This is a genomic window from Coleofasciculus sp. D1-CHI-01 (assembly GCF_040218875.1).
Lineage (GTDB): Bacteria > Cyanobacteriota > Cyanobacteriia > Cyanobacteriales > Coleofasciculaceae > Coleofasciculus.
In genome coordinates, this window is the sequence record NZ_JAVJQP010000053.1 from 1 (window position 1) to 13790 (window position 13790).

General features: G+C 47.3%; 13 protein-coding genes and 2 pseudogenes. 10 read left to right on the forward strand and 5 right to left on the reverse strand.

Annotation, left to right across the window (positions count from 1 at the left end; genetic code table 11):
• Nucleotides 1-208, forward strand: a pseudogene (locus RIB93_RS10065) (hypothetical protein); the annotation flags it as partial.
• Nucleotides 209-480: 272 nt separating this feature from the next.
• Here RIB93_RS10065 and RIB93_RS10070 read toward each other — a convergent pair.
• A complete protein-coding gene (locus tag RIB93_RS10070) occupies nucleotides 481-657 on the reverse strand; it encodes a hypothetical protein (protein WP_446372653.1) in 177 nt (58 codons plus the stop codon).
• Here RIB93_RS10070 and RIB93_RS10075 point away from each other — a divergent pair.
• Both RIB93_RS10075 and RIB93_RS10080 read left to right on the forward strand, forming a co-directional pair.
• The gene (locus RIB93_RS10075; RefSeq protein WP_446372654.1) at nucleotides 656-1180 is read left to right on the forward strand and encodes a hypothetical protein; all 525 of its coding nucleotides are present in this window, start codon (nucleotides 656-658) and stop codon (nucleotides 1178-1180) included. The genes RIB93_RS10070 and RIB93_RS10075 overlap by 2 nt on opposite strands.
• 507 nt (nucleotides 1181-1687) lie before the next feature.
• Nucleotides 1688-2278, forward strand: a complete 591-nt coding sequence (locus tag RIB93_RS10080; RefSeq protein ID WP_446372729.1) for a Uma2 family endonuclease — start codon at nucleotides 1688-1690, stop codon at nucleotides 2276-2278.
• A 187-nt stretch (nucleotides 2279-2465) separates the two neighbouring features.
• Here the strand turns inward: RIB93_RS10080 and RIB93_RS10085 are convergent, their stop codons facing one another.
• Nucleotides 2466-2702 carry a PEP-CTERM sorting domain-containing protein gene (locus tag RIB93_RS10085; RefSeq protein ID WP_446372655.1) on the reverse strand — a complete coding sequence of 79 codons (237 nt, stop codon included), beginning with the start codon at nucleotides 2700-2702 and terminating at the stop codon, nucleotides 2466-2468.
• Nucleotides 2703-3249: 547 nt separating this feature from the next.
• Here RIB93_RS10085 and RIB93_RS10090 point away from each other — a divergent pair.
• The 7 genes from RIB93_RS10090 (at nucleotide 3250) to RIB93_RS10120 (ending at nucleotide 10956) form a co-directional block, all read left to right on the forward strand.
• Nucleotides 3250-3927, forward strand: coding sequence for a hypothetical protein (locus tag RIB93_RS10090; protein ID WP_446372656.1), 678 nt, complete (start codon nucleotides 3250-3252; stop codon nucleotides 3925-3927).
• A 485-nt stretch (nucleotides 3928-4412) separates the two neighbouring features.
• Nucleotides 4413-5540, forward strand: a complete 1128-nt coding sequence (locus RIB93_RS10095) for an RRXRR domain-containing protein (RefSeq protein ID WP_446372657.1) — start codon at nucleotides 4413-4415, stop codon at nucleotides 5538-5540.
• A gap of 54 nt (nucleotides 5541-5594) precedes the next feature.
• Complete coding sequence (ftsH, locus tag RIB93_RS10100) at nucleotides 5595-7676, forward strand: ATP-dependent zinc metalloprotease FtsH (protein ID WP_446372658.1); 2082 nt, start codon at nucleotides 5595-5597, stop codon at nucleotides 7674-7676.
• Nucleotides 7677-7690: 14 nt separating this feature from the next.
• Entirely contained in the window at nucleotides 7691-7825 is a 135-nt protein-coding gene (locus tag RIB93_RS10105; protein ID WP_446372659.1) for a hypothetical protein, read from the forward strand.
• 116 nt (nucleotides 7826-7941) lie between these two features.
• Entirely contained in the window at nucleotides 7942-9312 is a 1371-nt protein-coding gene (locus RIB93_RS10110; protein WP_446372660.1) for a DUF1800 domain-containing protein, read from the forward strand.
• Between the two features lie 37 nt (nucleotides 9313-9349).
• Nucleotides 9350-9802 carry a hypothetical protein gene (locus RIB93_RS10115; protein WP_446372661.1) on the forward strand — a complete coding sequence of 151 codons (453 nt, stop codon included), beginning with the start codon at nucleotides 9350-9352 and terminating at the stop codon, nucleotides 9800-9802.
• Between the two features lie 65 nt (nucleotides 9803-9867).
• Complete coding sequence (locus tag RIB93_RS10120; RefSeq protein ID WP_446372662.1) at nucleotides 9868-10956, forward strand: glycosyltransferase family 4 protein; 1089 nt, start codon at nucleotides 9868-9870, stop codon at nucleotides 10954-10956.
• A 66-nt stretch (nucleotides 10957-11022) separates the two neighbouring features.
• Here RIB93_RS10120 and sat read toward each other — a convergent pair whose 3' ends face one another.
• The 3 genes and pseudogenes from sat to darG form a co-directional block, all read right to left on the reverse strand.
• A complete protein-coding gene (gene sat, locus RIB93_RS10125; RefSeq protein WP_446372663.1) occupies nucleotides 11023-12195 on the reverse strand; it encodes a sulfate adenylyltransferase in 1173 nt (390 codons plus the stop codon).
• 430 nt (nucleotides 12196-12625) lie between these two features.
• Nucleotides 12626-12787, reverse strand: a pseudogene (locus tag RIB93_RS10130) (Uma2 family endonuclease); the annotation flags it as partial.
• Nucleotides 12757-13776 carry a type II toxin-antitoxin system antitoxin DNA ADP-ribosyl glycohydrolase DarG gene (darG, locus tag RIB93_RS10135; RefSeq protein WP_446372664.1) on the reverse strand — a complete coding sequence of 340 codons (1020 nt, stop codon included), beginning with the start codon at nucleotides 13774-13776 and terminating at the stop codon, nucleotides 12757-12759. The gene darG and the pseudogene RIB93_RS10130, both read right to left, overlap by 31 nt.
• Nucleotides 13777-13790: the final 14 nt, after the last annotated feature.

Here is a 13790-nt window from a genome sequence, read left to right on the forward strand (position 1 = left end):
GATCGCGTTAACTAACCAGAATGGCACTTTGATATTAACCCAAGACGACTATACCCTTTGTCTGCTCAAAGCCGACTGCTGCATTGCCATGGCAGGAACCGCAACCGAACAATTTGTCGGATTAGGAAAACCTGCGATCGCCCTCTCAGCTCAAGGTAATATTACCCTGGGCAATCTTGACGCTCGTGGGGTCTTCTTGCCGAATTAGATAACCACCAGCCAACTGAACATTTTTAACGGTTCACAAATTGGAACAGCAACAGTCAATCAAGGAGCCGGGGGCAATATAACCGTAAACGCCTCAGACACCATCAGAATCGCTGGCACTTCCGCCGACGGTCAGGTACCCAGTGGTCTATTTACCGCCGCCCTTCCCGACTCAACTGGAGTAGCTGGAAATTTAGCGATCGCGACTCAAACATTATCCCTGGAAAACGGATCACAAATCTCTGCCCGAAGTAAAGGAGAAGGTAACGCCGGTCAAATTACTCTGACGATTACCGACAGACTCATCGCCACTGACAGCAGTATCCTCACCGCCACAGAGCAATCTGCTGGCGGCGCCATTAATATCACCGCCGCTGATATCCGACTCTGGGGCGACAGCGACATCACCACCAGTGTCTCCAGTGGAGGTGACAACGGTGGGAAAATCATGATTACCGCTGACTCCATCCTGGCATTTGATGATAGCGATATCCTAGCCTTTGCCCGTGATGGCAGAGGTGGCGACATCACCTTAAATACTCCCATCTTCTTCGGCTTCCGCTATACCCCTGCCGCCAAAGGCACTGATCCAACTACCCTAGATCATAACCAGCGTGTCGATATCAATGCCGATGCCGCGATCGATGGCATAATTACCTTACCCAACCTCACCTTTATTGACAATAGCCTCATCGATTTACCCAACAATTTCATCGACACCGATAATCTAATTGCCAATAGCTGCATGGTTCAGGCTGATCAGCAAAATGGCACATTTACTATCACAGGTGCCGGAAACTTGCCCCCGCGTCCTGGTGATCCTACCATTTCCCCCTATCCCACCGGCACCGTGCGGATGATTCCCACAGAAAGTACAACTCGCCCCTGGCAAAAAGGCGATCCAATAGTGGAATCCACGGGGGTATATCGACTCCCTGATGGACGGTTGGTGATGAGTCGGGATTGTTCTTAAATGCTCCTATCAAAGCGCGATCGCATCAAACCTTTTCATTCAAATTAAGCCCACGCGATCGCAGGTTTGTAAATCACACAGACTAACACACAGAGGACAACACAAAGCGCGATCGCATCCCATTGATCAGGATAACAATATCACAAATACCGTAGGGGCGCAAGGCTTGCGCCCCTAGGCTTGCGCCCCCAGTCCGATCAAATCCGGTTAAACAACCGCACTAAAGATGACTGAAACCCTCATTCTGGCGCGATCACATTTGTGTGCAATCAACAGGTTAATTAACCAAGAAATATGCGCCTAACGCACGATGGCGGACTGACACAGCTAAAATTGTGGAATAGATTTGACGTTTAAACCGGGCGCACACCGTGCGCCCCTACAATTCTAATCTACCATTTTAGGTGTGCCACGACACGACAATTTTGCTTTAACATAAAATGACATAAGACATAAGACAAATGACGATCTCCACCTTTAACGTTACTTGTGCCTACCTACTTAAAGATGCTTTCCTCGCCTTTAGTTTTGACCCTGCCACCATCAATTCAACTCAGCGATGACCAATTTTTTGAACTGTGCCAAATCAACCATGATTTGCGATTAGAGCGCAACCTAAAAACCGGAGAAATTTGGATTATGACGCCAGCGGGTGGAGAAACAGGAAATCGCAATTTTTCCCTAATCGTTCAGCTTGGTTCATGGGTAAAACAGGATAAAACCGGGATTGGGTTTGACTCTAGCACCGGATTTCGGATTCTAGGAGCCACCAAAGATCCCATGTCACCGGATGCGGCTTGGGTGCGATTAGAACGCTGGAATGCGTTGACTCCGGAACAGCAGCAAAAATTTCCCCCAATTTGCCCGGATTTTGTGGTGGAATTACGCTCTCCCAGTGATACATTGAAATCCTTACAAAAAAAGATGGAGGAGTGGGTACGTTTGGGCGTGCAATTGGGTTGGCTGATTGACCGTACTGGTCGCCAAGTTTATATTTATCGTCAGGATGGTTCTCAGGACTGTTTAGAGAATCCGGAAACCCTATCCGGCGAGATGGTGCTTCCAGGTTTTGTATTAGACATGAGTGAAATTTGGTAGGAATTGATAAGGAGGGTTAGGGTGGGGTGACGCAAGGGGAGGGTTAAGATAAAAACCAAGACGATCGCATCAAACGTTTTCATTCAAATCAAGCCAACGCGATCGCATCCCATTGATGAGCATGACAATATCACAAATCCCGTAGGGGCGCACGGCGTGCGCCCCATTTAACCTACATCTAAGCAGATTACTTATCTTTCTTTTGCTTTTTGGAATGTTGTCGCTTGAGCAAACCTCCAAATCCTAAAGCGGTGGCTGAACCAAGGATAGTTAAGGGTTCAGGTACAGGTTCTGGGTTTACAATACTTTGTGTGGCATTAAAGTTATCAAAGGCAAAACCGCCACCTCCCCCACGGTTAACACCAGAAATCCGAATGTAACCGATATCACTGTCTAAATCGCTGAAGGAAAAGTTATAGGGCAAAGCATCGAAAGTATCAGGACCTTCATCACCAGGGACAGGAGGTGTGTTAATGGAACTAATGACTGTCCCTGTAGAATCAAGCGCTGCGATCGAGAATATTTCGCCCAGATCAAGATCCCAGAGTTGACCTGATGCGCTTGACGTTAAGTTGACACCAATGATAGGGAAGACGCGATCGCAGGATGGTGCAATGGTCTAGAATCGAAGCATGATCCGGATTGAGCGGCTCTAGTAGAGTAGAAATTTATTTCCAATCTCTTAAGGTCAGCGACATTTCTCTTAAGTCAGTGCCACTTAATTTTTCTGTCAAATCAGTAACTATAGAAATTCTTATAACCCTGGTGATACGACCTGGAAACGTTTTAAGATCCTTGGGGATGGACAATTGAGCCTTTCTCGTTTTCAATTAGAAAACGGAGAACAGCTAGAGAACTCCCAATTGCATCAATGGCGTATAAACTCATAAGGAGTTAAGTCTCACCGATGGCAGTCAACCTGTATCAGTGACAATGAGTGGTAGTTCAGTTTTGAATGTGAGGTAAGAGCGATGAGTGATGGTATGGCATTCCTAACAGGGGCTGCCTTTGCGGGAGTAGCAGTTCTGTTTATGATGAAAGGCGGAGACAGTCTTGGCATTACCAATGCCCCTCCCTCTCAAACGGCTCAACTTCCACAGAGCAATCCTTATAATCCCTATGATCCTGCTTATGGGCAGAACCCGCAAATGCCAGTTCAGACGACACCGGGTTTTGCAGGTAATGATTTTGAACAGCAACAGGTTACAGTAGAACGCTTGAAAGGCATGCTGGAACAGCAACGCGCCGAAACGGAACAGCTAAAAGCTCAAATGCAAAACCAGCAAGCGTTGATTGACAATCTTATGGGACAAAATAATCCCAATAATCCCAATAGTTTCATACCACCTCGGATTGAAGCAGCGCCCCCTGTAACTCCTGTTCAGCAGTCTGAGCAAGATACTTCGATTATTTCCGGCTTGGTTTGGGGATTGGGTGGTATGGCGGTAACGATTAGTGGTGGTGTTGTCGTTGTGGGATTATTAGCAGTGCTGTCGCGACAACAACAACCACGTCCACCTCGGACAACTTACGTTGTGCCCCATCCCTACAATGCGCTTCCTTATGCCCCCTCAGCTAGGCGGCGCACTGAAGTAATACCGCCTCCTGTTGATGATAGACAAGTGGATTATGTGGAATATGAGCGTTAGTACAAAAAGGCAGAAGGCTCCAGGGCAAAATACTGTAAGGTTTGTAGCAAATTCGTATTGCCTAAACTGAGCTTCTGGATGGGAAGGCTCACATCCCGGATGCTGTTAAACCATGTCCTCTTTCCGAAGTGAAGGCTCCGGCTCCTTGTCAAGGAAGAATCCCCACGTCTTTAGACTGGGGAGTGCTAACTTGTTACCCTAAAAATAGGAATTCTCCCATCCACCCAAGCCCACGGCATCAAGCGTGCAGATAACAAATGTTTCAACAACCCTAACCTAGCTATCGCTTGAGGTTAGGGATTGCCAGAGACAAGACTGGCAACGCAAGCGTTGAATAGACCACGCTCGCCGTTAACTGATACGCACTTCCGAATACTTCCCCAGTTCGGATCAACTGCAAGCCTACTTGTTTAGGCGCTTTAAGAGAGGACATTTTGTTAACGGTGGTCGAGGGGACGTACAACTTACACGAGAGGCTTATATCCATGATTCGTGTACCCGTTTTATCGCCAGACGGTAAACCATTAATGCCAGCTAAAGCTAGCCGCGTTCGGCGGTGGCTAAAAGCTGGTAAAGCTAAAGTCATCCATAACGACTTAGGCATCTTTCAAGTCCAGTTAGTTAACCCGCCGTCGGGGGAGGAAACCCAAGATATTGTGGCTGGAATTGATCCGGGAAAGCTATTCACGGGGATTGCGATTCAATCAGCCAAAGCTACTCTGTTTTTAGCCCACCTAAATTTGCCTTTTAAAAACGTGACCAAGCGGATGAAAGGGCGGGCAATGATGCGACGGGGGCGGCGGGGGCGGCGGATTAACCGGAAGATTCCCTATAACCAACGCAACCACCGCCAATGCCGGTTCGACAACCGCAAAGGTCACAAGATACCCCCTAGTATCCGGGCTAATAAACAATTAGCTTTGCGGGTAATCCAGGAGTTAAGACAAATCTACCCATTCACCGATGTGGTAGTGGAAGTGATTAAAGCCAGAGGCGACAAAGGGTTTAGTCCTGCAATGGTTGGTCAATACTGGCAGATTGAGCAGTTAGAACAAGCGGGATATACCGTCCATACCCAACAGGGATGGCACACCTCGACTTTGCGGCAATACCTTGGCTTACCTAAGTCCAAGAATAAAGCATCCGAATCCCCCGCCGCCCATGCTGTTGATGGTATCTGCCTCGCCGCCTCTCGGTTTATGCGATATCGCCAGATTAAGGGGAGAAGTGGCACCTTCTTAGGCGCAATAGAAGTAACACTGTGTCAGTTTGCGGTGATTCGTCGCCCTCCAACTTGTCGCCGTCAGTTACACCTAATGATCCCTAGCAAGGGAGGGAAACGGCGTGGCTACGGCGGCACAGTTACCCGCCACGGGTTGAGGAAGGGCGATTATGTCAAAGTAGAGACGCGCCATGGCGCGTCTGTACAAGCCGGTATCAGATGGTACGGTTATGTTTCCGGTGACACTAAAACCCAAGTCTCAGTTAGTAACGCTAACTGGAAACGGTTAGGACAGTTCACTGCATCCAAAGTCCAATTGTTGCAGCGAAATACCGGACTGGTATCAACAGTTGGATTGTCAAACCTCACCGCGTTGAACGGTTCGGTTTGACCTCTATCCCTCCCCGACCTGCTTTGCTGAGGTCGGGGTCTCACGAGGTTTACGATGAGTATTAAAGACAAACCGAACTCGCCACACGGTCGCCAGATTGGTCTTATTCTATTAATTCTGGCGAGTGTATCCTTACTGGGGTACTTGTTTGTACCCAAATCCTCTCGGTTTACCATAGTACCTTATAGCGAATTTCTCGACCAACTGGACGACGGCAAAGTCACACGGGTTTCGGTGGGGGAAGAACAAGTAATTTTTCAGCTTAAGCCCACTCAAGATCCCCTGAAGGCGACTCAAGACTTGCTGCAAGCCACTCAAGATCCTCTCCAAGCCACTCAAGACTTGCTGGAAACGCCAGAACCGCCCCTCGACACAGAAGTAGAACCGGATCTGGATACACCCGACAATCCGTTAAATTCAACATCTGACGATCCGCTCAACCCAACCGATGAACTGCTCAACGAGGATGAGCAACAAGGACAAATCTATGCCACACTCAGGGTTTATGATCCAGACTTGGTGAACACGCTTCAGGAACAGGACATTGAATTTTTTGCTGCGCCTCCTCCCAAAAATGGTTGGTTACTGAGTCTGTTAAGTTGGGTGGTTCCACCGCTAATCCTCGTCGCCGCCTTTCAGTTTTTCCTGCGCCGCAATGATAGAGACGCTGAAGGTGCGCTTTCGTTTAGTAAAAGTAAGGCAAAGGTTTATGTAGAAGGAGAATCGGCTAAAATTACCTTTGCTAATGTTGCGGGGGCGGAGGAAGCCAAGACAGAATTAGTGGAAATTGTCGAATTCCTGCAAAACCCTGATCGCTTTACCGAAATTGGCGCAAGAATTCCTAAAGGGGTACTGCTGGTGGGACCTCCGGGAACGGGAAAAACCCTCTTGGCAAAAGCCGTGGCGGGGGAAGCTGGGGTTCCTTTCTTTAGTATTTCCGCTTCGGAGTTTGTGGAACTATTTGTAGGTACGGGTGCTGCGCGGGTGCGGGATTTGTTTGATCAGGCAAAAAAGAAAGCGCCCTGTATTATTTTTATTGATGAATTGGATGCGATCGGCAAATCTCGGAGTAGTGGGAATTTCCATAGTGGCGGGAATGATGAACGGGAACAGACGCTGAACCAATTGCTCACCGAGATGGATGGATTTGCGGCTGGAGATGCGACGGTGATTGTCCTAGCGGCGACGAACCGCCCCGAAAGCTTAGATCGCGCCTTGTTACGTCCGGGACGCTTTGACCGTCAGGTATTGGTTGACCGTCCTGATTTAGCTGGACGTAAAGAAATTTTAAGCATTTATGCCCAGAAAGTCAAATTGGGCGAGGATGTGGATCTGCACGCGATCGCAACTCGGACTCCTGGGTTTGCTGGGGCGGATTTAGCTAATCTAGTCAATGAAGCCGCCTTATTAGCCGCCCGCAAGCGACAGGATACCATTGCTCAAGCCGACTTTGCCGAAGCCATTGAACGAGTCGTGGCGGGGTTGGAGAAGAAAAGCCGGGTTCTCAGCGATGTTGAGAAAAAGATTGTCGCTTATCACGAAGTTGGTCATGCTTTAGTGGGTGCGTTAATGCCAGGGAGTGGTAAAGTCGCGAAAATCTCCATTGTGCCACGGGGAATGTCTGCGTTGGGATACACGCTACAACTCCCCACAGAAGACCGTTTTTTGATGAATGAAGTGGAACTCCGGGGTGATATTTCCACACTTTTGGGGGGACGCGCCGCTGAAGAAATTGTCTTTGGCAATATCACCACAGGGGCGGCGAATGATTTGCAACGCGCCACCGAGTTAGCCGAACGCATGGTCACGACTTATGGCATGAGTAAAGTGTTGGGTCCTTTGGCGTATAATCAGGCTCAAGGTAATAGTTTCTTGGGCAATAGTGGCGGGAATATACGCCGGAGTGTGAGTGATGAAACGGCAAAAGAAATTGATGTGGAAGTGCGAGAAATTGTGGAAACCTCTCATCATAAAGCCTTAGCGATTCTCAATCAAAATCGCGATTTACTCGAAGAAATTGCACAACAGATATTAGCAACGGAGGTGATTGAAGGGGAAAATTTACAAAATCTGCTGCAACAAGTGCGCCCAGTGGATAATTTTGTCGCCTTGGAGGATAATCGTGTAGCTTCATAGAAGAGATGAGGGAGATGAGGGAGATGGGGGAGATGGGGGAGATGGGGAAGATGGGGAAGATGAGGGAGATGGGGAAGATGGGGAAGATGGGGGAGATGGGGAAGATGGGTAAGATGGGTAAGATGGGAGAGATGGGGAAGATTGAATGATTATATCGTTATTTTTCGTCCTAATGTCACTAAACCCACCCCTCTAAATTATGTATTGCCTATTACCGAATTCCCTGTTCCCTGTTCCCTATTCCCTGTTCCCTCTTGTTTGACAAATGACGAAATCCCTCCATATTCTCAATCGTCTCAGTTTTGGTTCTCGCCCTGGTGATATTGAACAAATCCAATCGATGGGGATTGAGGCTTATATTCAATCTCAACTTTCGCCAGACTCCATTCCCGAATCGCCGCAAATAACTCGCCAGCTTAATCAATGGCGTACTCTCAAACTGACTCCAATTCAGTTACTAAGACAGTATAAACCTCGCCGCCAAAAACATCGTTCAGAGGAGGAACGTCAGAAAGCTCGCCAAAAAGCTAAACAACCCTTACAGCAAGCAATACAGGCGCGATTACTGCGTGCGATCGCCAGTCCTCGGCAATTGCAAGAAGTAATGGTAAACTTTTGGTTTAATCACTTTAATGTTTTTGCCAGAAAAGGAGATGTTAAATTCTGGATCGGTGCCTATGAACAGCAAGCCATTCGACCTTATACCCTGGGTCGTTTTCGGGATTTGCTAGCCGCAACGGTTCATCATCCGGCAATGTTGGTTTATTTAGATAACTGGCGCAATACTGCTCCCAATAGTCCAGGTGCAAAGGGTAGATTTCGCGGTATTAATGAAAATTATGCCCGTGAATTGATGGAACTTCATACCTTGGGTGTTGATGGCGGTTATAGTCAGGATGATGTAATTGCTTTAGCTTATATGTTAACCGGATGGGGTTTGGATCTGGATGATAATAAGGGGGATAGCAATGGTTTTTATTTCGATAGAAACCGCCATGACTATAGTGATAAACTATTTCTAGGTCAACGGATTAAAGGCAGTGGCGTAGCGGAAGTGGAACAGGCGATCGATAGTTTAGCAAGCCATCCAGCAACTGCCCGTTATATTAGTTATAAACTTGCCCAATACTTTGTAACCGATGAGCCGCCTTCCGGTTTAGTGAAGCGACTGGCTAAGGAATTTTTGCAGACAGAGGGGGATATTCGGGCTGTCTTAGATACCCTTTTTCAACGTCCTGAGTTTTGGCAGGCAAATGAGTATGGTCGTAAATTTAAGACTCCCTATCATTATATTATTTCGGCTGTCCGGGCGACGGGTACAAAAGAGCCAAATTTAAAGCGAATTTCAGGTATGTTAAATCAACTGAGTATGCCACTTTATAACTGTTCCACTCCTGAGGGCTATAAAAATACTCAAGACGCTTGGTTGAGTCCCGATGCGATGCTGCGGCGGGTTAGTTTGGCAACGGCGATAGCCCAGAGACGTTTGGGTGATAATCAATCAGTGGATGCGAGTCAACTGTTTAATACATTAGGGGATAGTATTTCGGCTCAAACTAAACAGGAGATTGCGAATAGTCCCGAAAAATTGCGGGCAGCTTTAATTTTAGGAAGTCCCGATATGATGTATCGATAATGACTCAATTAAACGAAGTAACTCTCAAGGAAAAAATATGGGTAATAAGTCACGTCGAAAAAGAAAGTTCAAGGAAACTAGAGACGGTCTAGAGGACGTTAAATCTATTCCTGAGGATGTAGTAGGCGAGATCCTAGTAGAAGCGGCTCGTTTACAGGCTGAAGCGAATAAAAGTTACTCCTTAGCGGATCTAAAACAAATTGGTTCAGAGGCAGGAATTCCGCCACATCTTGTTGAGACAGCGGTTAGAAATATAGAAGAAAAACAGGGGCGTAGACAGCACAAAAAGCCAAAATTAAAAAAGTTTATAAAAAAACACATTAAAAAAGGGATATCTGCGGGCATTCCCCTCGTAATTCCGGCAATTGCTGTGTCTAGCCTTTTTATATTGCGAGCGCCGTTGCAGCAAGTTGTATCGGGGTTTATCTCTGGTTTGGAGTCTGACTCAAAGCCGTTACCAGCAGAAAATGAATTTGAGTACATCCCTTAAATCTATTTCTAGATTAGCTCAACCTATACTGCTAATTGACGGGTTATTTTATAAGTCATAATTTAATGAATGATCATTCTCTAAAATTACTGCTCATTTCTAGTCCCGTGGGTCCCTTGGGTCCGGGATTGACGGGCGGTGTTGAATTAACGTTGCGTAATGTGGCTAGCGATTTAGTCAGACGCGGACATCAGGTCACCATTGTAGCAACACAAGGGTCCACGGGTTGGGGTATGCCTCTGGTGGAAATTAGCGGAACGGTGCAAACTAGCGCTCAAACACAATCACGAGATACACCGATTATTATTCCCCCAGCTTCGGTTTTGGCAGGATTTTGGGATTATGCACGACAAGTACAATTCGACTATGATTTAATTGTCAATTTTGCCTATGATTGGCTGCCCTTTTATGTAACGCCGTTTTTTTCTCGTCCCATTGCCCATTGGGTGACGATGAGTTCTATCTCCGATGCGATGGATGAGATTATTGAGAAAGTGGTGATGGCGTTTCCGGGCACAGTGGGCGTCTATTCCCAATCCCAGGCGGCTACATTTAGATTTGGCGATCGCTGTCGGTGTTTGGGTAGTGGTATTGATTTATCATGCTATAATTTTTGTCCAGAACCAGAACCGTGGATCGGATGGATGGGGCGAATTGCCCCAGAAAAGGGGTTAGAGGATGCAGTGGCGGCGTCTCATAAGACGGGGATTCCCCTGAAAATTATGGGAGTGCTGCAAAATCAGGACTATTGGCAACAGATTTTGCGGGATTACCCGGAAGCGCCGATTGATTATTTAGGGTTTTTCTCGACGAGTGAGTTGCAGGAACAGTTACGGCGATGTCGGGGATTATTAATGACGCCGCGTTGGGTAGAAGCCTTTGGCAATGTGGCGATAGAAGCCCTCGCCTGTGGCGTGCCTGTGATTGCTTACCGTCGCGGTGGACCGGCGGAAATTGTCGAGGAGGGGAAAACGGGGTTTTTGGTAGAACCGGATTCCGTGGCGGGATTGGTTGAGGCGATTAACGGATTAGATAGGATTAACCGCTATACCTGTCGTCAACAAGCCGAAGCCAAATACTCGACCCAGGCGATGTGCGATCGCGTGGAGCAGTGGTTGTACACTATTTTGATGGAATGGGAAAAGAAAATTTGACCCGTAGGGGTTTGGTTACCAAACCCCAGGAATTTAATTACCAAACCCCTACTCACTTGCAGGATATCAATCTTCCACCTTCATCGCCTTCGCCAATTCCGCCGCGACTAAAGGTCGAGAAAACTGCGGCGGAGGTAACTCACCTTTACGCAACAGTTCCCTTACCTTGGTTCCCGATAAGTGAATGCGTTGATCTGGAGTGCTCGGACTTGTCTTGGCTGTTGCCATTGTCTCCGTCACTTCGCAGTAAAAGGCGTGTTCAAATTTCAGGGGTATAATCCCTAATTCATCCGGCTCAAACTCATCAAAGATATGCTGAGCATCGTAGGTGCCATAATAGTCACCCACACCTGCATGATCCCGTCCCACAATAAAGTGAGTACAACCGTAATTCTTACGCACGATCGCGTGGAAAATTGCTTCCCTTGGACCCGCATAGCGCATAGCGGCTGGGTTAATCGCTAAAATCACCTGGTTTTTGGGGAAATAGTTATCCATCATAATTTCATAGCAACTCATCCGCACATCGGCGGGGATATCATCGCTTTTGGTTGCACCAACTAAGGGATGCAGGAATAAACCATCAACAATTTCCAAGGCACACTTAATGATATATTCATGCGCCCGGTGGATGGGATTTCGGGTTTGGAAACCCACCACCGTTTTCCATCCCCGTTCTTTAAACAACGTCCGAGATTGAGCCGGATCAATTTGATACTTAGGAAACAGAGGATGGGGATACCGTTGCAATAACCAAACTGGACCGGCTAGATTCACGTCTCCTTGGTTATAAACCACCTTGACACCGGGGTGCTTCTCCTCATCGGTGCGGTAAACATTCATCGCTTCCCGCTTTTTGTCATAGTGATATTTTTGCGTGAGTTCTAAAACGCCAACAAAGCGCCCATTTTGGTCATCCAGACGCACTAAGTCGCCTTCCTTTAACGATTCAGCAACGTCCTCATCAACGGATAGAGTAACTGGGATAGACCAAGGTAAACCATTCGCCAGACGCATATTATCCACGACTGACTCATAATCCCCTTGCTCCATAAACCCGGTCAAGGGACTAAATCCACCGATCGCGATTAAGTCTAGATCAGATGCTGCCCAGGCATCAAGTTGCACCCTGGGTAGGGAATCCGCTTTCTCTAAAAATTCAGATCGCTGTTGTTCTGAGGCAATACGATTGATAAGTTGACCCCCATGAGGGGCGATTCCATCCGAATGCTTACTCAATGTCTTTTCCTTTATTGCTTGACATCCTCCCCCGGCTAAAAGCGCGGGGGATTCCTCACCACGCCACCCCTAAAAGAATGGTCGCTGAATGGGGGTGACAGCTCTACGCACACAGCCTGAAAACAGGTCTTACACGCGCTCCCTGTCCGTTTTAAGTCTCGGAATGCCCTCCCGCGACTACACGTATCGTTTAGAGCAAAAACACAAATACTGTTTTTGTTTGCCTCCAGGTCGGATCGTCCGTTGCCCTTCAGTCTTTCCCTATTGCTGGCTCAGTCCCGGTTTCAACTCCTATCCTGTGGAGTGTATATCGCTGCAAGCTTAGGCGGGGATTTCAACCGCTTACTATGATAGCACAAAAAGCCGTCCTAGAAGGTGTTCCTGAGCCTGTCGAAGGACGGGGAGCCTGGACCCAAGTTTCCGGTCAAAATCACCAAAGAGAGTTTAAATTCAGGGTAAATCCCGGCAAAACCCCTTCTCCGGAGAGAGTAGCCGGAGCCTCTAAAACTTCAACATCCTGCTGGGAACGATAAATTTCCACTCGTCTCATTCCCGGCGCAATTAACCAACCCAAACGAGCGCCATTCTCGATACAGCGCTTTGCGCTCTCCATAAAGTACAGTAGATCAAAGTCCCCTGATACACCTGATCAATCATCACATCAACATCCGTAGCGGCTTTAGGATTTTCTTGAGTAACCCAGTGAATCGTCGCTAGCATTTCTAATCCATAAGGCGTTTCAAAACCTTGAATTAAATTACCCACTCGCTGGAGACAATCATTCGCCTCCGGGTCTTGTGCTAAAAAAGTATGGGCAGCTTCTCTCCCCCTAGGCAATACCTGAAGTTGAGCATTATTACTGCGATCGCCATAACCCCGAATAAAATGCCCTTCAATCCGTTGCAAAACATGATTCAGATTATCTGCGTAGAAACCATAGTGATGTTTAACATACCGCAATTTCAAGGGTTCACCCGCTACTTGTAAGAAATAGGCAAGTTTCTGGATTTCCAGTTTCGTGAGTTGATAACCCGGAATGCCATAGAGTTCCAGTAAGCGAATCAATAAAGCCCGGGCGCGAGTCATTTTAGGTATCGATGTAGCTACTGGCATTGTATCGGCTATTGGTGTGCCTTGCGGCTCAAAGATAACCACCTGCACGTCTGGCAATTCAGCCAAGGCTGATTCAATCAGTGGCTTAACATTGTGCCAATCTAATCCGCCATTCCCACATCCAAGAGGCGGAATTGCAATAGAATGAATATTTAACCGTTTAATCTCAGCCACTAATGCTTTCAGCCCAGCTTGAATATCCTCTAGTTTTGATTGTCCTTTCCAATGACGTTTAGTGGGAAAATTAATAATATATCGGGGAAACAATTGATCGGTTGCTACAATAAACATTCGTCCCGGCTTTAATTGTTGGGAATTACAAGCCTTTTTGTAAGCATGGAAGTTTTCGGGAAATGCTTGTTTAAATTGCAAGGCAATTCCTTTACCCATGACACCGACACAGTTGACGGTGTTGACGAGGGCTTCGGTGTTCTCTTCGAGTAGGTTGCCTTGCTTCAACTCAATCACGTTTCTGAATGGAT

What these genes read in the sequence shown, in the direction of transcription:
- RIB93_RS10075 (WP_446372654.1), top strand. Translation starts at nt 656, where the DNA reads ATGATTACCGCTGACTCCATCCTGGCATTTGATGATAGCGATATCCTA.
- RIB93_RS10070 (WP_446372653.1), bottom strand. Translation starts at nt 657, where the DNA reads ATGATTTTCCCACCGTTGTCACCTCCACTGGAGACACTGGTGGTGATG.
- RIB93_RS10080 (WP_446372729.1), top strand. Translation starts at nt 1,688, where the DNA reads ATGCTTTCCTCGCCTTTAGTTTTGACCCTGCCACCATCAATTCAACTC.
- RIB93_RS10090 (WP_446372656.1), top strand. Translation starts at nt 3,250, where the DNA reads ATGAGTGATGGTATGGCATTCCTAACAGGGGCTGCCTTTGCGGGAGTA.
- RIB93_RS10095 (WP_446372657.1), top strand. Translation starts at nt 4,413, where the DNA reads ATGATTCGTGTACCCGTTTTATCGCCAGACGGTAAACCATTAATGCCA.
- ftsH (WP_446372658.1), top strand. Translation starts at nt 5,595, where the DNA reads ATGAGTATTAAAGACAAACCGAACTCGCCACACGGTCGCCAGATTGGT.
- RIB93_RS10105 (WP_446372659.1), top strand. Translation starts at nt 7,691, where the DNA reads ATGAGGGAGATGGGGGAGATGGGGGAGATGGGGAAGATGGGGAAGATG.
- RIB93_RS10110 (WP_446372660.1), top strand. Translation starts at nt 7,942, where the DNA reads ATGACGAAATCCCTCCATATTCTCAATCGTCTCAGTTTTGGTTCTCGC.
- RIB93_RS10115 (WP_446372661.1), top strand. Translation starts at nt 9,350, where the DNA reads ATGGGTAATAAGTCACGTCGAAAAAGAAAGTTCAAGGAAACTAGAGAC.
- RIB93_RS10120 (WP_446372662.1), top strand. Translation starts at nt 9,868, where the DNA reads ATGAATGATCATTCTCTAAAATTACTGCTCATTTCTAGTCCCGTGGGT.